Origin of the sequence: Ekhidna sp., assembly GCF_040220215.1 — a bacterium.
In the GTDB taxonomy this organism is placed as follows: Bacteria; Bacteroidota; Bacteroidia; order Cytophagales; family Cyclobacteriaceae; genus Ekhidna.
This window is the reverse complement of record NZ_JAVJTR010000027.1, coordinates 59624-82750: the sequence shown is the minus strand read 5'-3', so window position 1 is coordinate 82750 and position 23127 is coordinate 59624. Positions and strand designations below refer to the sequence as shown.

14 protein-coding genes are annotated in these 23127 nt (G+C 42.1%); 9 read left to right on the top strand and 5 right to left on the bottom strand.

The features are described 5' to 3' along the window. Nucleotides 1-54 precede the first annotated feature (54 nt). The 4 genes from RIC88_RS19420 to RIC88_RS19405 are packed head-to-tail and all read right to left on the bottom strand — an operon-like array spanning nucleotide 55 to nucleotide 4133. Nucleotides 55-954 (bottom strand): DUF4340 domain-containing protein, encoded by a 900-nt coding sequence (locus tag RIC88_RS19420; RefSeq protein WP_350219240.1) that lies wholly within the window; start codon nucleotides 952-954, stop codon nucleotides 55-57. Nucleotides 955-966: 12 nt separating this feature from the next. After that, entirely contained in the window at nucleotides 967-2481 is a 1515-nt protein-coding gene (locus RIC88_RS19415; RefSeq protein ID WP_350219239.1) for a GldG family protein, read from the bottom strand. Nucleotide 2482: 1 nt separating this feature from the next. Continuing rightward, entirely contained in the window at nucleotides 2483-3205 is a 723-nt protein-coding gene (locus RIC88_RS19410; RefSeq protein WP_350219238.1) for an ABC transporter permease subunit, read from the bottom strand. 4 nt (nucleotides 3206-3209) lie between these two features. After that, a complete protein-coding gene (locus tag RIC88_RS19405) occupies nucleotides 3210-4133 on the bottom strand; it encodes an ATP-binding cassette domain-containing protein (protein ID WP_350219237.1) in 924 nt (307 codons plus the stop codon). Between the two features lie 106 nt (nucleotides 4134-4239). Between RIC88_RS19405 and RIC88_RS19400 the strand changes: the two genes are divergently transcribed. From RIC88_RS19400 to RIC88_RS19360, 9 genes are all read left to right on the top strand, one after another. Continuing rightward, nucleotides 4240-4740 carry a metallophosphoesterase family protein gene (locus tag RIC88_RS19400; RefSeq protein WP_350219236.1) on the top strand — a complete coding sequence of 167 codons (501 nt, stop codon included), beginning with the start codon at nucleotides 4240-4242 and terminating at the stop codon, nucleotides 4738-4740. A 221-nt stretch (nucleotides 4741-4961) separates the two neighbouring features. Beyond that, a complete protein-coding gene (locus RIC88_RS19395) occupies nucleotides 4962-5294 on the top strand; it encodes a PadR family transcriptional regulator (RefSeq protein ID WP_350219308.1) in 333 nt (110 codons plus the stop codon). Continuing rightward, nucleotides 5291-7906: an ABC transporter permease gene (locus RIC88_RS19390; RefSeq protein ID WP_350219235.1), complete on the top strand. Its 2616-nt coding sequence runs from the start codon at nucleotides 5291-5293 to the stop codon at nucleotides 7904-7906. The genes RIC88_RS19395 and RIC88_RS19390 overlap by 4 nt, the downstream gene beginning before the upstream one ends. Nucleotides 7907-7997: 91 nt before the next feature. Next, the gene (locus tag RIC88_RS19385; protein ID WP_350219234.1) at nucleotides 7998-11135 is read left to right on the top strand and encodes a WD40/YVTN/BNR-like repeat-containing protein; all 3138 of its coding nucleotides are present in this window, start codon (nucleotides 7998-8000) and stop codon (nucleotides 11133-11135) included. A gap of 254 nt (nucleotides 11136-11389) precedes the next feature. Beyond that, nucleotides 11390-13432, top strand: coding sequence for a penicillin acylase family protein (locus RIC88_RS19380; RefSeq protein WP_350219233.1), 2043 nt, complete (start codon nucleotides 11390-11392; stop codon nucleotides 13430-13432). A gap of 213 nt (nucleotides 13433-13645) precedes the next feature. Then, entirely contained in the window at nucleotides 13646-14539 is an 894-nt protein-coding gene (locus RIC88_RS19375; protein ID WP_350219232.1) for an ABC transporter ATP-binding protein, read from the top strand. Nucleotides 14540-14564: 25 nt separating this feature from the next. Continuing rightward, a complete protein-coding gene (locus RIC88_RS19370; RefSeq protein WP_350219231.1) occupies nucleotides 14565-18182 on the top strand; it encodes an ABC transporter permease/M1 family aminopeptidase in 3618 nt (1205 codons plus the stop codon). Between the two features lie 109 nt (nucleotides 18183-18291). Next, nucleotides 18292-20226 (top strand): S9 family peptidase, encoded by a 1935-nt coding sequence (locus tag RIC88_RS19365; RefSeq protein ID WP_350219230.1) that lies wholly within the window; start codon nucleotides 18292-18294, stop codon nucleotides 20224-20226. A gap of 241 nt (nucleotides 20227-20467) precedes the next feature. Beyond that, complete coding sequence (locus RIC88_RS19360; protein ID WP_350219229.1) at nucleotides 20468-20821, top strand: SiaC family regulatory phosphoprotein; 354 nt, start codon at nucleotides 20468-20470, stop codon at nucleotides 20819-20821. A gap of 41 nt (nucleotides 20822-20862) precedes the next feature. Here RIC88_RS19360 and RIC88_RS19355 read toward each other — a convergent pair whose 3' ends face one another. Next, nucleotides 20863-22974 carry a M1 family metallopeptidase gene (locus RIC88_RS19355; protein WP_350219228.1) on the bottom strand — a complete coding sequence of 704 codons (2112 nt, stop codon included), beginning with the start codon at nucleotides 22972-22974 and terminating at the stop codon, nucleotides 20863-20865. Between the last annotated feature and the right edge of the window lie 153 nt (nucleotides 22975-23127).

Genomic DNA, 23127 nt, shown 5'->3' with positions numbered 1-23127 from the left:
TAACGAGACAACACCTTCTCTTGGTTCATTTCACGAATTTAATGATTTAAGAAATTAATCAGATGTCGGCAGGAAAGCATTTTTTCCCTTGAATAGCTTCGCAGCAATGGTGCTGTCATTAAATACCTCGTGTCTATTCTCTGTGGTTTGGATGATATGGGTGTCATCTTGCAGATTCCCGCTAACCATGATCTCTGGAGCATTTGTAAAAGAATAAGTAATCGTATGTGAAGGATTTGATTGCAATTCTGCGTCATAAAAATTTTTACTATTCACATAGCTTAAGCCTCTTAAATATTGCTCAACAGATGCACTGTCGGCCCTTGAATCATTGAGGTACCAATGCTCATCTTTCGTAAGGACGAATGCACTATCAGGATAATCAAATTTGATTTGTGTCAATGAATCTTTTTTCAAACGCATTAATAAACCATCTCGGTAATCTACAGCTTCTTTACCTACGGATATTCCCATGAAATTATCGGCGACATATACATTTTCATCATCAAACAATCGAACAAATGTGTAGTAACTTCTCTGCCCCTCCATCCCAAAGCGGCCAATCACCAGATCAGAGGATAAATCATCTCCTTCGAAAATACGAATTCTGGTTCCTGTTGAATCAACTGCATAATCGTTCCACTTATCCTGTTTTCTGGCTGCAAGTCGACCAGGCTTTATGGTATTCAGGTTGGTTAGCAATGAAGTAATTGAGCTTGTTTTAGCTTGTTTAAATCCTCCACTCGGTAAGGAAACCTCCCAACCATTTTCAGATTTTTTGAGTGACATTGTTCCTTCAAGCGTTACAACTTCCACCCTGGATACTTTAGCCGTGTCTATGGAAACCAGTTCATCAGCTAATGCATCACTCTTTCCAGATCGTTTAGTCAACTGAACTACTGCCAAACCGACAACCAAAACACCTAAAATGATTAACAGATTTTTCGTTTTCATCGACTCATAGATTTATTCGAAATTTCCTTGCATCCATTTTTGTTTCTTTCGCTGATTGCGAAGCTTTCTTATGAATGCGTAAATAAGTAGCAATAAAATCGGAGCAAACACATTGCTGTACTTAAGCACATTTTTGGTACTGTCTTCAATGCTTTCCAGTGGCCTGGAGGTGATTCCTTTGGTTCTCAAATCGATTAACCCGGTATCATCTGCCAGCCAGTCAATCGCATTGGAAGCAAAATTCACATGGTCCGCTTGTACCTGCCTGGCTTGCTGCCCCTCACCATTTACGAAGAAATCCCCGTTTCCAACCACCACCATTTTTCCAAACCCCTTACTGACTCCTTCGGCAGCAACTGCCAAAGACTGCACACCCATGCCAAAATCATTTTGAGTCCATCTTCTTTGTATATCAATATATGATGGCGCACGCTCCACCCCTGAATTGGCTGATGTAGAAGCAATGGATGAAATACTAACGGTTGAATCATTAGCTATCGGAACGACGCTTGAGGTAAATGTGAATGTTAATTCATCCAAGCCTTTGGTCATCGGATGATCCGCGAAGTTGGTCACTCGTAGAAAGAATGGGAATTCTTTTTGGCTATTGATGGTAAAGTAACCTTGCCGTTGAGTTACGGTGATTGTAGCGCACTCTGCATCAATCACAAAATCGCTACCAAGCTTTATGCCTTTATCCTCAAGCCATTTCACTAGGCCAATATCCGGAGAGGTTGTGAGCATCCCTTGCTGTAGGTCTCCCTGAACATTAGAATATGCCACAAAAATGTTTCCGCCACTACTTAAGTAGTTATCCAACTTATTAAAATGACTTTGTGGAATGGTGTCATTTGGAGCTGCAATGATGACTGCACGATAATATGACGGGATATTTTCTCCTTCCGAAATGGTATAGTTCTCGACATTATAAAGAACATTCAATTGCTGCCGAAGCTGAGATATAGTCGAAAGACCAACCTCCCCATGTCCTTGAAGTAAGGCTATCTTTGGCTTATCAGAGATTGACAATTTCTTAACCGAAGTTGTCAGTTCATATTCCATCGCAGCACCTGGCTGGATCAAAGGAATGATTTCTTTTTTATCACCCATTTGCAACACCGCACCCATATAAGCCCGCATCTGTTCCACCCGGTCATTTTCCCTGACATTGATCATAATAGGTCCAATACCTTTCTGCTGAACTTCCTGCTCTTTGGTCTGATCTTCATTTGGGTTAACAAACTCATACACTACATTGCCTCCTGACCGCTGTTCATACTCAATGAGCATGTCTTCAAAATCTTTACGATTGCTCAAAAGCTGTGGTGGAAGGTCTTCAGAAAAATAGGCGGTTACGGTAATTACATTCTCTAAACCCTCTAAAACCTCATGGGTAGCATCACTCAGTGTATATCGCTTATCTTCAGTAAAATCTAGCCGGAGATATAGTTGGTTTGACAGAATATTACCAACAATTACAATCGCGATAATGACCAGCAGTTGTATGATTATCGTCTGCTTTTTCATCTTACTTCCAATTTCTTTTAGACAACATGATTTGGGTACCTAGTAAGCCAATAAGGATGAGTGAAAGAAAATATATGATATCCCTGCTATCGATCACTCCCCTACTCAGTGAATCAACATGTGTACGAATGCTTAAATAGCTAAATACCTCTCCAATAAATCCCGTGGACCCGGATCCGATCACGTCAAAAAGCATGTGAAAAAATATGCCTATGAATAGCGCTAAAAGGAACGCCACAATTTGATTTTGCGTGAGGCTGCTGGCAAAAAGACCGATACCAATGTAACTGGCTGAAAGAAATATCATGGCCAGATATCCTCCAAGCACGGCTCCATCATCTACATTACCTAGCTGCCTGATGGTGAAGTAATAAGGAATGGTGCACATCAATGCGATTCCGACAAGAATCAGACAAGCCAAAAACTTTCCTAAGACGATTTGATTATCTGAAATTGCTTTGGTAATCAACAGCTCTATCGTTCCTGACTTGCTTTCTTCTGCAATCATACGCATTGTAATAGCAGGAATAAAAAAGAACAAAGACCAGTATGCCACATCGTAAAACACATCCAGATTGGCCTGCCCCAGCATAAAGATGTTTGTTCCAAATAACCAGGTAAATGATCCACTGAGTCCCAGAAAGAGGATAATCATCACATAGGCTATGAGTGAATCAAAAAAGGCCGACAATTCTCGTTTCGTTATGATCCAAACTTTGCTCATCACTTTAGTTGGTTAGGTTTCTAAACACATCCTCCAGGCGAGTTTCAATGCCTGTCATTTCAAGCAAATACCATTTCTTACTGACACACATGTCAAACACTTCCTTTCTTGAAGAAGCGTCCGGTTTGCTTTGCACCGTAAACCAATGCTCTTTTCCTTCAATTAATGAAACGGTCTCTACTGTTTTTAATCCCAGCAGTTCTTTCTGAATATCTCCTTTGGAAGCTTCAATATGAACGGTGAGCAGCTCCTGACCTTGAGCCTGTTGGCGTAAAGTATCCGAAGTGCCATCTGCAACAATTCTTCCTTTATTAATGATTAGAATACGGTCACATGTCGCTTCTACTTCTGAAAGGATATGCGAGCTAAGGATGACCGTTTTTTCCTTTCCAAGCTCCTTAATCAACTTCCTGATCTCAACGATCTGGTTAGGATCAAGTCCGGTAGTTGGCTCATCCAAAATGAGCACCTCCGGATCGTGAATCATCGCCTGTGCCAACCCAACCCTTTGTCGGTATCCTTTGGAAAGCTCCTGAATACTCTTGTGCTTCTCAGCATCCAGACCACATTTTTCGATCATCTCACCTATGCGAGCAGGTATTTCCGATTTTTCCACTCCCTGAATCTCCGCGCTAAATCGCAGGTAATCCACAATGGGCATATCCAGGTACAGGGGATTGTTTTCAGGTAAATAGCCGATCTTTCGTTTTACCTCCTCCGGTTCAGATAAGATGGAGGCGCCTTCAACCGTTACATCTCCAATGGTTGGTGCCATAAAGCAGGTGATCATTTTCATTGTCGTACTCTTACCCGCCCCATTCGGCCCGAGGAAACCGACGACCTCACCTGTATTTATTTCAAACGAGATATCATTTACAGCTTTCTGAACACCATATTTTTTGGTGAGATTCTCTACTACTATTGCCATATTTGCTAGCTTTCAAAAATCGCTGGCAAGTTTAAAAACTGAAGAAAAAAAGTTCAATAGTGAACAGCTTCTAAGCTGTTAAAATTTGTTAACACGACCTTTTAAAATGAAAATAGGACTCCTATCTGATACACATGGATACCTTGACCCTAAAGTCTTCAAATACTTTGAACAGGTTGATGAAATCTGGCATGCCGGTGATATCGGAACCATGGAGGTGTTGGAAGAACTTCAGGCTTTTAAACCGACCATTGCTGTTTGGGGTAATATTGATGGTGGTAAACTGAGACAGGAATACAAAGAAGGTGAAATATTTGAACGAGAGGGGGTCAGAGTACTCATCACTCACATTGCTGCAAAGCCTCCTAAGTATAATAAGAAGGTGCTATCCTATGTGAAACAATACCAACCTAAGCTACTGGTTTGTGGTCACTCCCACATTTTGAAAGTAATGCCTGACAAAGTCAATAATCTTCTATTTATGAATCCGGGTGCTGCAGGCAAGCATGGGTTTCATAAAGTGAAGACACTATTGAGGTTTGATTTGGAAGCTGGTGAGATCAAGAATTTGGAAGTGGTAGAGATGGGGCCAAGAGCGAAAGCTTAAAATCCATTCGTCCTAATCACTATTCCCTTGGGAGGCTTACTAGCAGGAAGCCGAGTCATGGGAATCTTCTAATTAATTCCAAAGTCCCATTCCTTTGTCGTTCGCAATGGAATACTGAAACAAAAATGTTTTCAAAATGCAACCTTTCTTTTTTTCAATTGTATTTGATTTACATTTATGAATGAAACAAGTATCGCGAAAAGCGAAAATGTGCGATGAAGATTAAATCATATCAATTGGGGGAACTAGAGGAGCTAGTACTAATGATCGTTGCTATCCTTAATGAAGAAGCATATGGAGTCAAGGTGATGGATGAAATCCAAAACCAGATTGGACGGAAGGTTAACATAAGTGCAGTCCACACGGTACTGGATCGTCTTGAAAAAAAGGATTTTGTTTCCTCCTATATGGGAGGTGCAAGTGCTGAACGAGGCGGTAGAAGAAAGAGATTATTTAAAGTAACAGCCGAAGGCTCAAAAGCGATCACGTATGTGTATCAAACCAGAAATGAGCTTTACAACCAAATTCCCAAAACGATTTTAGGATACGGATGAAAAAGCATACTCCACCAAAATGGGCCCTCAAGTTTCTTCAGTTTTTCTACAAAGAAAAATACCTGGAGCAGATCGAGGGGGACTTGTATGAGCTCTTTGAACGAGATGGAGCTACCAAAAAAGCCAGAAGAAGGTTCGGGTGGAACACCATTCGCTTTTTCAGATTAAGATATTTAAAAGGACTAGAAGATTTTGAACGGTTAACCACTCTTGCCATGATCAAGAATTATTTAAAAGTTGCTATTAGAACCCTGATCAGACAGAAGTCTTACGCGGGGATAAATATTGCAGGACTAGCCATAGGCCTTGCCTCATGTCTCCTTATCATGATGTATGTATTTCATGAGCAGAGCTATGATAATTTTTATCCTGAAGGCGAGCATGTATACAGGGTAGCAAATGGTGAGCGTGGAAGATACACACCGGAGCTGCTGGCTAAAACAATGATGGAGGAATATCCACAGGTGGAAGCTACAACTCGAATTAGTGGGCTTTGGGAGTCTCATTTTCAAATAGGTAACCAAAGTTTTTTTCAAGACGGATCTGCTTGGGCTGATGAAAACATCTTCAAGGTTTTTCAAATGGAGTTTGTAAGTGGAAATCCAGAAAGCGCAATCAATGGGCCTGAGGATTTGGTACTCACGGAATCCTTAGCTACGAAATTTTTTCCGGGCGAATCGGCCATGGGAAAAACCATTGTTGTTGATGGAAACAATATGAAGGTGACTGCTGTGGTGAAGGATCCGCCTAAAAACACTCACTTTCCATTCAAATTTATTGGACGAGTTTGGGACAATGTATCCGCCAATCAAAACTGGACAGGAAACAATTTCTGGACGTATGCTAAAATTCAGCCTGGCATCACAAGTCAGGAAATGAATAATAAGCTGGTAAGTCTTTACGAAAAATATGTAGGTCCACAATTAATTGCGTATTCCGGGCATGCTACATTCGAAGATCTGGTGGAAGAATATCCGGATCGGATCTACGGATTTACGCTCCACCCATTAAGAGAAATCCATCTGGAGAATCCGCATTTTTCAATGGGTGCCAGAGGAGACAAAAAAAATGTAGTCGTCTTTTCAATGGTCGCTTTATTCATTCTGCTAATCGCATGTGTTAATTACATTAATATGGCTACAGCCAGATCTGCAGTGAGATCCAAAGAAGTAGGAATTAGAAAAGCGCTTGGCTCTTATCGAAAAAATATCATTTCACAGTTCTTAATAGAATCGATCCTTATAACTTTTCTCGCAATCATATTAGCTGTCATTATATCCGTCTTCTCACTCCCCTATTTCAATCAGCTTACGGGCAGAGCTTTTGAAATAACCGACCTGTTCTCACTGACTAACATCCTTTCCATACTTGTTATTCTGTTCATCGTTGGTTTATTGGCTGGAGGATATCCTGCTTATATCATTTCCAACTTCACACCTTTGAAGGCGCTTAGGGGTCAAATGCAGCAAGCAGGGAAAAAAGGCTTGCGGAGCGGGTTAGTAGCTTTTCAATTTGCCATCTCGATCTTCCTTGTAGCTGCAACATCTGTCATTTTTAAGCAGGTGATGTTTATGCAGTCTCAGGATCTCGGTATCAACACAGAACAGACACTCGTGATAAACAATGGAAGACAGCTTGGAGAAAAGTACGATGTTTTCAAGAATGAATTGGAAGGACTTGCAGACATTGAAGTAGTTTCCAAATCGAGCCATATTCCTTTCCATGGATCGAGTGACTGGACGTACCAGGTTCCAAATGAAGATAACAGACGCATTGCACCTAATAATGGGTTTGCATCTCCGGACATGGAAAAAGTCCTCGGACTGGAAATTGTAAAAGGACGCTTTTTTGAACATAACAGTGTTTCTGACAGTGCAACTGTCGTTATCAATGAATCATTGGTGAAAGAGCTTGGTTGGGAAGAGCCGCTTGGCAAAGAATTGCAAAGACCCGGTGGTCACACCTATCGAGTGATTGGTGTAATGAAAGATTTCAATTATGCCTCCTTGAAAAGTGAGATCGATCCATTGATATACAGATACGGTCCGATCAATTCAGAGGTGGGAATGTTCCATCAGGCGTATGTTTTGGCGAAGGTGAACACTTCAGATATTCTGAACACGCTCAATCAGGTGGAGCAAAAATGGAACGAGCATGTTCCAGGTTATCCTTTTGATGGCCATTTCTTAGATGATTCCTATCAAAAACAGTACGAAAGTGAATTGAAGTTTGGTCAGGTATTCACTACATTTTCCTTTTTGGCGATCATCATTGCACTCTTAGGTCTGTTCGCACTTACGACTTTCGTTCTGCAAAAACGATTCAAAGAAATAGCTGTAAGAAAAGTACTGGGGGCTACAGTACCTTCACTTCTTCGGATGATGATCAAAGACTTTACCCGTCTGGTGATTATTGGTGGAGCTATAGGAATCTCGGGCGCATTTTATTGGCTCAGCTCCTGGCTGGAAGGATATAGTTACCGAATAGAGCTTTCATGGTATCTATTGATAGTACCCATTATCCTGATTCTATTACTTACATGGGTAGTTGTGAGTGCTAAATCCTATAGGGCCGCAGTAGCTAATCCTGCCAATGCATTGAAAGAAGAATGACCGTTCAAATATGAAAAATGAGAGCTGATCACACAACAAGCAGCTATGTGATCAGCTCTTTGTATCTTCATAATCCTAACCTAATTAGATTATGAAGAAACTCCTGACTTTAACCATTCTGGTACTTTCTGTTTTGGCCTTGGAAGCTCAAAAGAAAAAAACCAAATCAACCGACTCCAACAAAATAGATGCTTCCCTGTATGAGGGGCTCAAATGGCGAAATATTGGACCGACCCGAGGCGGGCGAAGTGTCGCTTCATGTGGCGTGGTAAATGACCCCATGACCTACTACATGGGAACAACCGGAGGTGGTATCTGGAAAACAACCGATGGTGGTATCAACTGGAAAAACATCTCAGACGGCCAACTGAAGACCGGAACTGTCGGAGCAATCTCCGTTTCTGAATCAGACCCGAATGTCATCTATGCAGGAATGGGCGAACATGCCGTACGAGGGGTCATGACCTCCAGTGGTGATGGCGTATACAAAAGCACAGATGCAGGAAAAACCTGGAAACACATCGGATTGGATAAATCCATGCATATTTCTGATGTAGTCATCCACCCTAGCAATCCGGATATCATTTATGTTTCTGTTCAGGGTGCATTGTATGGTCCTTCGAGTGAACGAGGTATTTACAAATCCATCGATGGTGGTGCCAATTGGCGGAAAATCTTGTTTGTAGACAATAGTACAGGAGCTTCATCTCTATCCATGGACATGACCAACCCACGCATCCTCTATGCAGCGATGTGGGATCATCAGCGGTACCCATGGACCGTAAGATCGGGTGGCCCGGGATCGGGACTTTACAAATCAGTGGATAGTGGCGAAACCTGGGAGAAAATGGAAGAAGGATTACCTGAAGAGTTTGGAAAAGCTGGTATTTCCGTTTCCAGAGCAAATCCGGAAAGAGTCTTTGCCATCATCGAAGCTGAAGGGAGCAAAAGTGGATTATACCGATCCGATGATGCTGGGAAAAAGTGGACGCAGTTAAACAAGGACCGTGTCCTCATCACACGCTCGTGGTATTACATGGAAGTATTTGCCGATCCGCAGGATGAGAATAAGGTCTTTGTACTCAATGCACCTGTCATGAAATCCATCGATGGAGGTAGAAGCTTCTCGAATGTTTCTGTTCCTCATGGGGACAATCATCACCTGTGGATCAACCCAACCAACAACCAACTGATGATCAACTCCAATGACGGTGGAGCGAATGTCTCGTTTAATGGAGGCAATAGCTGGTCGACTCAAGAAAATCAACCAACCGCTCAGTTTTACCGGGTGATCACCGATGATCTGGTTCCCTACAATGTGTACGGCGGTCAGCAGGACAATTCTGCCATTGCCATTCCAAGCCGGACCAATGGTTGGGGCATTGGCTGGAAAGACTGGTATTCTGTAGCAGGGTGTGAAAGTGCTTATTTGGCATTCGATCCGAAAAACCCGGAGGTCATTTATGGAGGCTGCTATCAGGGTATTATCGAGCGATGGGAGAAATCAACTGGAGAAGGAAAACCGGTGATGCAATACCTGGAACAACGATTGAGTGGCATTCCGAAAGACTTTAGTCATCGATTTAACTGGAATGCACCGATTGTGGCCTCTACGCATGATCCAAATACCATTTACCATGCGGGTAATGTGGTTTTCAAAACTACGGATGGTGGGCTCACCTGGAACACCATTTCTCCTGATCTGACAAGAAATGACACCACCAAACAAGGGCCGGGCGGCAGACCATTTACCAACGAAGCGGCCGGTGGAGAGAATTACAACACGATCATGTACTTAGCCGCCTCTCCACATGAAAAGGGAGTGATTTGGGTTGGGTCTGATGATGGTCTGGTGCATATCACAAAGGATGAAGGAGCAAACTGGACCAACGTGACTCCAAAAGGACTTCAGGAAGGCATCATCAACTCAATTGAAGTGTCACCGCATGATCCTGCAACAGCGTATATCACTGTGATGCGATATAAATTCAATGACCTCACGCCTCTGGTTTTCAAAACCAATGATTACGGGGCATCATGGACGAAGATCACGAACGGATACGATGATCCGAATGGGTTTGTGCGAGTGGTGAGAGAAGATCCGAAAGTGAAAGGCCTACTTTATGCAGGCACTGAAACCGGACTTTATGTATCACCGGACGATGGAGCAAACTGGTCAAAGCTGCAATTAAACCTACCCATCGTTCCAATCAATGACCTCACCATCCGACAAAATGACCTGGTGGCAGCCACGGCCGGACGATCATTCTGGATATTGGATGACTTGAGTGCTATTCAGGGAACCTTAGGAAAAGAAAAGAAAAACGGCGCAGTATTCACCAAAGAAAATCATTACAGAATCCTGGGTGGTAGTGCGCCGGTTGAAGCCGGGAAGAACCCTCCTTCCGGAGTGACTTTTGACTATTTCCTAAGCGAGGAATTACCGGATAGTGTGGAATTGAGAGTTGAAATATTGGAAAAAGATCAGGTGATCAGAAGTTATTCCAGTCAAAAAGATGAATCCTTCAAATCCTTTCAGGGTGGCCCTCCTGCTCCGCAGATTTTACCAGTCAAAAAGGGTTTCAATCGCTTTACCTGGGACTTCAAACGAGAGACGCTTCCGGCAGTGGATGGTGTGTTCTCATTTGGTGATTACGCCGGATCAAGAGTCGCCCCTGGATCTTACTCCATCAGACTTTTGACAACTGAAGACACCATAACTACTCAGGTGAATATCCTGGAAGTACCCGGTCAGGAATATGCTAAAACCGAATGGGACGCTCAGCAAAAAATGCTGACAGCTATTGAGGACATGGTTCGTGACATGCACGAAAGTGTCAATACCATGAGGTCAGGAAAGTCACAACTTCAGGCCTATCAGAAAAGGCTGAAAGACATGAAGGAAGCCAAGGGCTTATTAGATACCGCTAAAGCACTGGTTCAGAAAATTGAAGACTGGGAAAACGAACTCATCCAACCGAAACAAGAAACCTTTCAGGATGTGATCAACTTCCAGAATAAGCTAAACAGTCAATTGATGAGCTTGAAATCATTCATTGATGTGGCAGATCCACGGTTGACGCAGGGAGCAAAAGAACGCTTTGACGACCTTAAAGCAGAGTGGGAATCGTATGCTGATCGCAGAAATGAGTTGATCAATATTGAGTTAAAAGCATTCAATGACCTCTACAAAAAACTTAACTTGCCGGCGGTGATTTTGGAAGATTGAAATCATAAATCTGGCTGTGAAGTCCCAAACTGTGGTCTATAATTACTATTTGAGAGACGAGATTCCCAAGTCTTACTCCTTCGTCGTTCGCAAGGGAATCGGGTTCCTTTATCAACCTTATTCCCTTGGGAAAATGACGATAGTCATTTGAGTCATGGGAATCTGATTTTGAAATAGAAGTGCCATTTTGAATTACGAACCAAAAACAGCACGTAAATAAAATCCTAAATTAACAGCAAAAAGACCGGAGGACCATGCGATTACTAGTTCTGATATTGGTTCTTGCAACTTTCGTTTGCAATGGGCAATTCAACCCTTCTGAAATTGAAATCATTCGTGATGAATGGGGTGTGCCGCACATCTATGCCCCTACAGATGCTCAGGTTTCCTATGGTTTAGCCTGGGCGCATGCGGAGGATGATTTTAAAACCATTCAGGAGATCTTGTTGGCAGCCAAGCAAATGATGGGACGCTATCAGGGACCGGATGGTGCACCCATTGACTATGTTGTTGGGCTCTTACGATGCGAGGATATCGTCAACGAGCATTTGGATGAAGTGGATCCTGCATTCATCAAAATAGCCAAAGGATACATTGCTGGATTGAACGCATACGCTGAATCGCACAAAGACGAAGTGCTGGTAAAAAAGGCATTTCCTGTGTCTCTGACTGATATTTTCAAAGCGTATGTTTTACAGCTGGCTGTTCAGGATGGAGCTGATAACCTGATTCGAAATCTCTTTGATGGAAATATTGATACGGTTGATTTTGAAACGAAGGGATCCAATGCCTTTGCGATCAGTAGAAAAAAAACAACCAATGATGAAGTATTTCTGGCAGTGAACTCACACCAACCATTGGAAGGTCCTGCCGCCTGGTATGAAGCGCATCTGGTCAGTGATGAAGGTTGGAATATGCTTGGAGGATTATTCCCTGGTGGACCGGTGATCTTTCATGGAACCAATGAGCATTTAGGTTGGGCTCATACGGTCAACTACTTTGATAAGCGCGATGTATTTCAATTGGAAATGCATCCTGAAGAAGAAAACCTGTACCGGGTAGATGATGAGTGGCTGGAGCTGGAAAAACGAAAGATCAAACTGAAAGTCAAAGTATTCCTGGGAATCAAGATCGGAGTGAAACGAGATGCTTACTACTCCGTTTATGGACCGGTTGTTAAAAATACAAAAGGCGCTTTCGCCTTTCATATGGCCATTTTTGAAGAGATCCGGGCGATCGAACAGTGGTATAAAATGAATAAAGCTACCAACCTGCTGGAGTTTAAAGAAGCTTTGTCCATGACTGCCATTCCTAGTTTTAACATCGTCTATGCGGACAAGTATGACAGCCTCTTTTATGTAGGTAATGGCAAAGTACCCGTTAGGAATTCTGAATATGACTGGAGTACTACCCTTCCGGGAAACACATTGGAAACAATTCCTCAGGAATACCATCCATTCTCCGATCTCCCCCAGATCACAAACCCGTCATCAGGATATCTTTTCAATACCAACAATGGCGCTTTTAGCGCAACAGATCCAGCCAACAATCTAAACCCCACTGATTTCGATTCCACCATGGGGTATCGTGCTTTTGACAACAACCGAAGCTATCGTTTCATGGAGTTGATTGATCAGTACGATAAGCTTAGCTGGAATGATTTCCTGGACATCAAATATGATGCTACCCTCCCTGACTCACTTGTTTATTGGATCGACCTTAATCCTGTATTTGACCTGGATCCGGCCCTTGCGGATTCAGCGGCTCAAGTTTTGGAGATTATCCAAAGTTGGAATAAGAAAGCAGACGTGAATGCAATGGGAGCTGCTCACCTGAATATTTTGTACCAGGGTTTAGCCCGTATTTCTGATAAAATTGATGTCAAGAACATCTCAACCGAACAGTATTACAAAGCAGTGGATTATGTGAGAAGATACCTGCTTCTCTATTTCGGAAAGATTGATGTAACGCTGGGTGAATATCAGAAGCTCGTACGGGGGGATGATGAATACCCAATCGGTGGGCTGCCGGATGTCATTGCAGCCATGCACTCTGATTACATGGGGGAAGGAAAAGTACGAGCGAAAACCGGCGAATCGTACATCATGATGGTGCGATATCCCAAAGACGGCCTTCCAATCATCGAGACCGTCAATGTCTTTGGCGCATCCAATCGTCAGGAAAGTCCGCACTATGATGACCAGATTCCATTATTCCTTAACCAGCAGCGAAAGCCCATGACGCTGGATATCAATGAAGTGAAGAAAAATGCTGAGCGTATTTATCATCCCGAGTGAGGTTGATTTTTAGCTCATACATCGATTTGTGTCTCCAGAAATCAAAAAAAACTTACAGAAGAATCGATTGTCAATCCCACAGTCCTAAGGAATAAGGTCATACAACCTGCCTGATCGACCATTTATCATTTCATGTAACCCCGGAACACTAAAATGAAATAAATTGACACCTATAGACCTCCATGTGCATCTTACTAAAAAATAATCCAACCAATGAACCTATTGATTAAAAATCTATCGAAGACCTACTCCAATGGGGTAAAGGCACTTAATGATGTATCACTCGACATTCCTACTGGCATGTTCGGACTGCTTGGCCCCAATGGAGCCGGTAAATCCAGTTTGATGCGAACCATTGCTACCCTTCAGGAGCCTGATTCCGGAAGCATCACTTTAGGTGACCTGGACGTATTGAGGGAAAAAGATGAGGTGAGGAAAATTCTTGGGTACCTGCCTCAGGAGTTTGGTGTATATCCTAAAATCAGCGCGGAAGTACTACTCGATCACCTGGCGGTTTTGAAAGGCGTTTCCAATAAAAAAGAACGAAAAGAACTGGTCGAATCACTACTTCACAAAACGAATTTGTGGCAGGCGCGAAAGAAAAACCTGGGAGGATACTCCGGAGGTATGAAACAACGCTTCGGCATTGCACAGGCCTTGCTCTCAAATCCCAAATTGATTATCGTTGATGAACCAACAGCAGGACTGGATCCTGCCGAAAGAAATCGATTCTTAAACCTCCTTAGTGAGCTTGGAGAAAACACCGTTGTGATATTGAGTACCCACATTGTGGATGATGTAAAGGAGCTGTGCACCAATATGGCAATCATAAATCAGGGCAACCTCCTATATCAGGGAAGTCCTTCAAATGCTTTGGATGCGATTAAAGGCAAGGTGTGGCGCAAGAAGATAGAAAAAGCAGAGCTGGAGAAATACAAAGAGCAGTTCACAGTAATTTCTGACCGATTAATTGCAGGGAAACCAGAAATCCATGTATTATCGGATGCCAATCCTGATCCTTCATTTGAAAGTGTAGAGGCAGATTTAGAGGATGTGTATTTCTCGTATATTCTGTCTTCCGTCAGCACAGAGGCTATACCAGCTTAATTCCCCAACCCAAAAGAATAAAATCATGTGGTTTAAAATATTAAAATTCGAAATTCAGTATCGTAAAAAGAGGCCTGCCACCTATGTCTACTTTGCAATACTTTTTCTGATGGCTGTACTGACAATGAGTACAGATATCATTCAAGTTGGGGGTGGGTCAGGATTGGTGAAGGAAAACTCTCCTACCACCATTGCAAATATGATGGCCATCCTGTCCGGTATCATGATGATGATCACCTCGGCTATTATGGGAGTTGCCGTTCTCAGGGACTTTGAACATAACACAGAGTCCATGCTCTTCACTTCACCGATTACCAAGTTTGATTATCTGGTTGGTCGGTTTTTAGGATCATTCCTTGTTGTATTATTCGTGTTTGTGGGAATGATGCTCGGGTTCATGCTAGGAGAGCTTTTTAATCCTGATAAAGACAAAATGCTCCCTTTTAACCTCTATCACTACCTCCATCCGTTTGCAACTATTGTATTCCCTAACCTTTTCTTTTCGAGCGCACTATTTTTCATCACAGGTGCGCTTTCACGAAAAATGGTTACGGTATATGCACAATGGATTTTGCTATTTGCGGTATACCAGATAGCGCTCATACTTACTCAGGAAGTAGACAATCGCACGATAGCAGCACTCGTAGATCCATTTGCCATTCGCACCATTCAAAACAAGATTCAATACTGGACGGTAGCTGAGCAAAACAGCATGGTTGTTCCATTTACAGGAATTGTCTTTTGGAATCGAATGATATGGGTGGCCATCGGTATCATCACACTAGTTGTAGGCTATTTCTCCTTCAGCTTTAATGTGGTGAGAAAGTCCTGGTTCAAGAAGAAAGCTGCCAAAGCGGAAAGTGCATCGAAAACCAACGTTTCAATTCCTACTGTTAATTTCAACTTCGGCTTTAACAAGTATTTGTTACAGCTAAGAAAGCAGACCTGGTTTTACTTCAAGACTGTCATTCGGAGTATTCCGTTCAAAGCCATTATTGGGTTTGGACTGTTTCTAATGATTGTAAATTCCTTCTTTGTCGGAAGGGTTTTTGGAACCTATACCTACCCCACCACCTACCTGATGGTGGAGTTGATCACAAATTCCTTTGGGCTATTCTTTCTGATTATTCTGGTATTCTATTCGGGCGAACTGGTTTGGCGAGAACGTGACGTAAAAATCCACTTAATTCAGGATGCCCTTCCTATGCCGGACTTTATCAGCCTGGTCAGTAAGTTTTTAGGGCTGATACTCGTATTCATTGTGCTCAATTTCTTCCTTATCGGTTCCGGGGTGCTGATACAGGCTTTTAAGGGATATTATAAATTTGATCTACCGGTTTACTTCTACACCTTATTTACAGAGACACTTTCATTTGTGGTCTTGTTTTCACTCCTGGCCTTTTTCGTCCAGGTAATGGTAAATAATAAGTTTCTTGGACACGCGGTGGTGATTGTATTCTTCATCGCTACAGGCGTCCTAGATCTGCTAGGATTTGAACACAGCCTGTTCCAATTTGGAAGTGCGAGTTTGGGTACCTATTCTGAAATGAATGGTTTTGGACATTTCGTTACCAGCTTCTCCTGGTTTGATCTGTATTGGCTGGCATTCAGCATTTTCCTATTTGGAGTGGCGGTGGTCTTTGCGGTGAGAGGATCAGAAGCAGCAATGAAATGGAGGTGGCACATAGGGAAACTGAGACTTTCAAGACCCATACTAACGCTCATCATTACCACATTCCTTACTTTCATCATGTCCGGATGTTACATTTTCTACAACACCAATATTGAAAACACCTACCGGAATTCTGATGAGCAAGAGGCGTTACAGGCTGACTATGAACGTACCTTGAAAAAGTACGAATTTCTCAAGCAGCCGAAAGTCACATCGATTAGTGTCAAGAGTGAGATATATCCATATGACCGTGACTATAGTATGGAAGGCGCCTACACCCTTAAAAATTTTGAAGATGAGCCAATCGAAAATATCCATTTACAATTGGGGCTGGACGAGGATCTTACCTATGAGACTGTGACTTTTAGTCGGCCAACGACGATTGTGGAAGATTATGATGAATATCGATATTACGTCCATCAGTTGGCAGTTCCGTTACTGCCCGGGGATTCGATTACCTTAAACTTTAAGTACGTCTATGACACCAAAGGATTCAAGGAATCCGGATCAAATACAAGCATCGTCTTCAATGGTACATTTCTAAATAATGGCAGTTTTCCGAGTTTAGGATACAATTCCGGTAATGAATTGGCGAGTGATGATGACCGGAAAGACAATGACCTGAAGCCAAAAGAACGTATGATGAAGCGTGACAATCCAATCGGGTTGAGTCAGAATTTCATCAGTGACGACTCACATGGAGTGGACTTTGAAATCGTCATAGGAACTGTGCCTGATCAGATAGCCATAGCTCCCGGTTACCTTCAAAGGGAATGGGAAGAAAATGGCAGAAGATACTTCCATTACAAAATGGATCAGCCGATGATGCCATTCTTCAACATTGTTTCTGCCCGTTATGAGGTGGTTAAAGATCAAACCACAATCGCATTGAATGACTCGGTGACAAGAGACATTGATCTTGGAATCTACTACCATGCGGGGCACGAATACAACCTGGAAAGCATGATGAAAGGCATGAAGCACTCCTTCAAGTACTTCTCGGAAAACTTCAGCCCTTATCAATACAGACAGATGCGGATCCTGGAATTTCCAAGATATGCTTCCTTTGCACAGTCATTTGCCAATACGGTCCCATTCTCAGAAGCCATTGGATTTATGGTTAAAGTGGAAGAAGAGGATGATGTGGATGTAACGTACTTTGTGACCGCTCACGAGCTGGCCCACCAGTGGTGGGGTCATCAACTTTTCCCAGCAAATGTCCAGGGAAGTGCGGTTCTTTCCGAGACACTTTCTCAATACTCTGCATTAATGGTTATGAAGCAGGAGTATCCTCAGGAGCACCTAAAAGAATTCCTCAAAGAAGAACTCAACAGGTATCTCAGAGGAAGAACAACGGAGCAGAAAAAAGAAATGCCACTCGCATTGGCAGAAAATCAGGCCTACATCCACTACGGAAAAGGCGCCAATATCATGTACGCATTACAGGATTACATTGGAGAGGATAGCGTCAACGTGGCACTTAATAGATTGATTAATGATTGGGGTTTTGGATCCATGGAACGAAATGGAAGATATGCCACGACCATTGATTTAATTAGGTACCTAAGGGACGTAACGGCTGATAGCCTCCAGGGGGTAATAACTGACTTCTTTGACAAAATCATTCTTTACGAGAATAAAGTAGATGAAGCGACCTATCAGGAAGTGAGTGCTGATAAATACACCGTCACTCTGGATTTAAATACAAAAAAAATGGAATCTGACAGTCTGGGCTATTCCACACAAATAACCATCAATGACTGGATTGATGTCGGTATTTATTCGAGTGATGAAAAAGGCAAGGAGAAGTTGATTTATCTTAAAAAACATCTGTTTACCGGAGATGAAACCTCTATACAGGTAGAGGTAGATCAAAAACCATCATCTGCTGGCATAGATCCATTAAATAAGCTAATCGATAGAAATCCGGATGATAATACAAAAAAAGCCGCGTTGGGAGAATCATCCTGACACTCTAAAATGAACATCTATACTAAAAAGCAGCCGCTCGGCTGCTTTTTTCTATTTATAGCCTTCCGAATTGTTTATCTTAAAAGAAGTAACCAAATCCTATCAAAATATGAAACTCCTAACTAAACTATTTGCACTATCAATTTTAGCCTCTTGTACCTCTAAAGAAGAAGTTCCTGAAGTCAAGAACTACACCATCGCTCAATTCTATGAGAATGTAAGCATTGGTGGAGGCAGCTTCTCACCGGACGAGTCAAAGCTGTTGATCAACAGTAATGAAACGGGCATCTTCAATGTGTACGAAGTAGACATTGCAACAGGAGAGAAAGTGCAATTAACAAATTCTACGGAAGAGTCCTATTTTGGTCAGACCTACTTCCCAAATGATGATCGATTCATCTTTTCATTTGACGAGGGTGGAAATGAAAACTACAAGGTTTTTATGATGTCGACTGAAGGTCAATCCAAGGACCTGACTCCCGGAGACAGCATCCGCAATGGATTTTGGGGTTGGAGTCGGGATGAGCAAAGCATGTACCTGACTTCCAATAAAAGAGATCCTCGCTACATGGATATCTATGAAATGCAAATCTCATCCATGGATGATGAAATGCCTGTGAGCGAAATTATTTATCAAAACAATGATGGGCTGGATGTGGGGGCCATTTCACCTAATGAACGATTCTATGCGCTGACCGAAGCGATTACCAGTGCCGACGGAAAAATGTATTTGTATGACAGGGAATCAGGTGAGAAAACAGATATCTCAGTGCATGAAGGCGATGCAACCTATAATCCTCAATTTTTCAGCTTAGACAATTCAAGTTTGTATTACACCACAGACGAAGGGGCTGATTTCGTATACCTCGCCAAAAGAGATCTGGAAACCGGAGAGGTGGAAACCATCTTCGCTACAGACTGGGATGTGTGGTACGCGTATGATTCCTGGAATGAAAAATACCGTGTGATTGGCATCAATGAAGATGCAAAGACGGTGGTCAAAATCTTCAATCAGGAAAGCGGAGAAGAAGTTCAATTACCGGAAATTGAAGGTGGCAGTATTTCATCCGTCAATATCTCAAAAAGCGAAATGCTTGCACGGCTGACCGTAAGCACGTCCGCATCTCCAAGCAATATTTATGTTTACAATTTTGAAACGGAAGAATTGAAAAAACTGACGAATACGCTCAATCCTGAGATTGATGTAAATGACCTGGTTGAGGGCCAGGTGGTTCGCTACAAATCCTTTGACGGGTTAGAGATTCCTGCTATTTACTATCAACCAAAACAAGCAACGAAAGGAAATAAAGTACCGGCACTCGTTAGAGTACATGGTGGTCCGGGTGGGCAATCAAGACTTAACTATGATCCGCTGAATCAATACCTTGTAAATCACGGCTATGCAATACTGGCAGTAAATAACCGCGGAAGCAGCGGGTATGGAAAGAAATTCAATCACCTGGATGACAAAAACCATGGGGACAAAGACCTAAAAGATTGTGTCGCTGGTAAAGACTTCTTTGCTTCCACTGGTGTCGTTGACATGGAGAAAATCGGCATCATTGGTGGATCGTATGGGGGATATATGACCATGGCCGCACTTACATTTGAGCCGGAGGCATTTGATGTGGGTGTAAATATCTTCGGTGTAACCAACTGGTTGAGAACCCTGAAATCCATTCCTCCCTATTGGGAAAGCTTTAGAAAAGCACTTTATGATGAACTCGGTGATCCAACCACAGCAGACTCAGTGCGTCTCTATGAAATCTCTCCACTCTTTCATACGCAAAATGTGACCAAGCCGCTCATGGTTCTTCAGGGTGCCAATGATGTTCGGGTGTTACAAGTGGAGTCAGATGAAATTGTAGAAGGAGTACGCGCCAACGGTGTACCTGTAGAATATGTCATCTTTGATGACGAAGGTCACGGTTTCCGTAAAAATGAAAATGCAATTGAAGGGTATGGTCAGATCAAAGATTTTTTGGATAAGTTCCTAAAAGGAGAGGCTCCTGTAGAGGAATCTTCAGAAGCGGGTACGCTTTAAGAAAAAATATGAAACAATAAATCGAAAGAGCAGCGTTTTGCTGCCCTTTTTTATGAAACAAACTCATTACTCCATGAAACTTTGACGTATCCAGATTTTAATCGTCGTGCTGTTTTTTTATCTCCAATGTGGGGTTAAGGCCATTTATTCTGGATAGAAAATTTCATTAAAATAATGCTATTTTTCAAGTCAGCGTAATCCGATAAATTTGAAGAGTTAAAGCCAATAAACCACCATCCACATGTCAGCGAATGAAGATGTAATACCAAATATAAGATTTAATCCAAACACAGGATTAATAAAAATTGAAGGTAGGTCAGCAATGAGAGATGTACAGGATTTTTATTTGCCATTTATTGAGCAGATAAAAAACACTACAGTCCCCACATTCATTGTAGAAATCAAACTAGAGCACTTTGATACGGGCACCATGAAGTGTTTATATCAAATGATGTTGGAATTGAAAGAAAAACAGGCCATGGGTGCCATGGTTATGGTTAGGTGGTTTAGCGAAAAAGGGGATGAAGATCATAAAGAGCTAGGCGAAGATTTGGAAAATCGGTCTGAAATGAAGTTCCAATACGTGGATTACTAAATAATGCCCTCCCAATAATTCGGGAGGGCATTATCTAGTGATTATTCCTTTGTGCCTTGTACAGTCACACCAAATTGCTTCAATTCCATGTTCATACTGGTCTTATCACCACTTTCATCGAATACAATGATTACCTGTCCATCAAGTGACTGCCACTTGTCTTCTTTCGGTAAAACCACCATGTTCATCCCTGCCGCTGGCACTTTCACTTTTACCAGACCGTCCTCTTTTTCCAATATCGCATTGATATTAAAGTTGGCAATGGCGTAGGTTCCAAGAATTGATTCAGGAATATTCACACTTGCCATACGTTCCTGAAGGGAAGGAAAAAAGTTATTGGTATCATCCAAATCCGGAACACTCGCATTAACAGCTATGGTCTCAATTTTCTTGTATTCAGGAATTGTTACTTCGAATTCTTTCTTACCATAAATATCCTTAGACGAAAGTGTTGTAGAAAAGTCAGTTCCATCATTATAATTTACATCCACTTTAACAGGGACCGGGCGGCTTCCTGAGTTGATGATGGTAAGCTTGTCTTTTTTCAGTTCTCCGATTTTCACATCAGGAGCGCCAAACTCAAAGAACCACGGCTTCCATAGCCAACTTAAATCCTGACCACTAACATCTTCGAATGTATAGAAGAAATCAAATGGAATCGGTGATTTCTTTGCCCATCGATTGATATACTCTTTATATGCCTTAAAAAACATTTCATCACCTAAATGCTGGTGAAGCACAGAATAGATGAACGCAGGTAATGAATATGCTGAGTAGCCGTAGTTGGTTCCATCCATAAACTGTGAAGAAGAAAAAAGTGGTAAGTCCTCATACTGCCCCTGCATGCCACCAACACTTCCTTTGTAGTTGGTAAACAGGTCAGAACTGTCATTCTGGAAAAACCGGTTCGTTACCAGTGAAGTGACGTAATCTGCCCAACCTTCATCCATCCATGCAAACCTTCTTTCATTCACACGAACATACATTGGAAAATACATGTGAAACATTTCGTGTACGGTTACTCCTAGTCCGGGACCTCCATTGTAGGCCATCATTGGGAATTCCATTCCGCCCCCACCAAGACCAATGAAGGTAGTAAATCGAGGGTATGGATATGGTACTCCGGGAATGTCCTCAGAAAAATGCTTCATTGTTTTTTGCTGATTGGGGGTCATAGCCGCAAAGGCCTGAGGATTGCCGGTAGGATATACCGAACTGATCAACACATCCTCACCATTCACTTTTTGGGAGGCAGCATTCCAATCATAATGATCACTCATAGCAAATGCAAAGTCAGGCACTTCATCTGCTTTAAACTTCCATGTACCAGATTTATGCTCAAAACCATCCTTAAGATCATCACCACCAATGATGTCTAGTGGTTCAGTGGCTGTTAATGCAGTGTTGTAGCGGTCGAGAATATCATTATTGAAAACATCACCAGGATTCTGAAGGACGCCTGTCGCCCATATAGTAAATGATTCAGGTGCCGAAAACTCAACACTGAAATTTGCCAGGTTATTGTAAAACTCTGTTCGGAATGTGTAGTTCTGAGTATCCCATCCAAACACATCGTCGTACACGGCAATTTGCGGATACCAGTAAGCTACAAAAAATGATGTACTGTCAGCCACTCCTGTCCTTCTATTAGTATATGGTATTACCGTTTCCCAGTTGATAGCAAGTTCTATGCTTTCTCCACTTTTTACCGGCTCGTCAAGTCGTAAGAATAAGTTTGTTCCACTCCGAGTCACTGAACTACCTTCTAAATCAATGGAATCACCTCTTACCTGTACCATGTTTAATGTGATACCATCATTCACATCACGCTCATCTATTGTTGTGAGCCGAGTGTTTCCCTTCTTATACACATCATTATAAAGACGAACCACAATCGCAGATAGATCATCCGGACTATTATTTTGATATTTGATAATAGATGCTCCATTGATACTTCTTGTCTCAGGATCTACTGAAGCTATTATATCATAGTCTACAGTATTGTGCCAATAGTTTTTTCCAGGCATACCATCATATGATCTGGTACCGTTTTTATAAGCTTTCTGCATCTCTTTTGGCATAAAGAATCGTTTCTCTTGTGCCATGAGTGATACACAAAGTATTAGTGTGATTAATGCAAATACTTTTCTCATAGTGATTTTAATTTTTGAATAAGATGATGCGTAAAGAAAACAAATTGTTGTAGGAAAGTGAATATCATTTATAAAATTGAAAAAATATCATTGCATACAACTAGTTAAAAAGTATTAAATTGTGCATTTGGAATACTTATAACTAGCTATTCT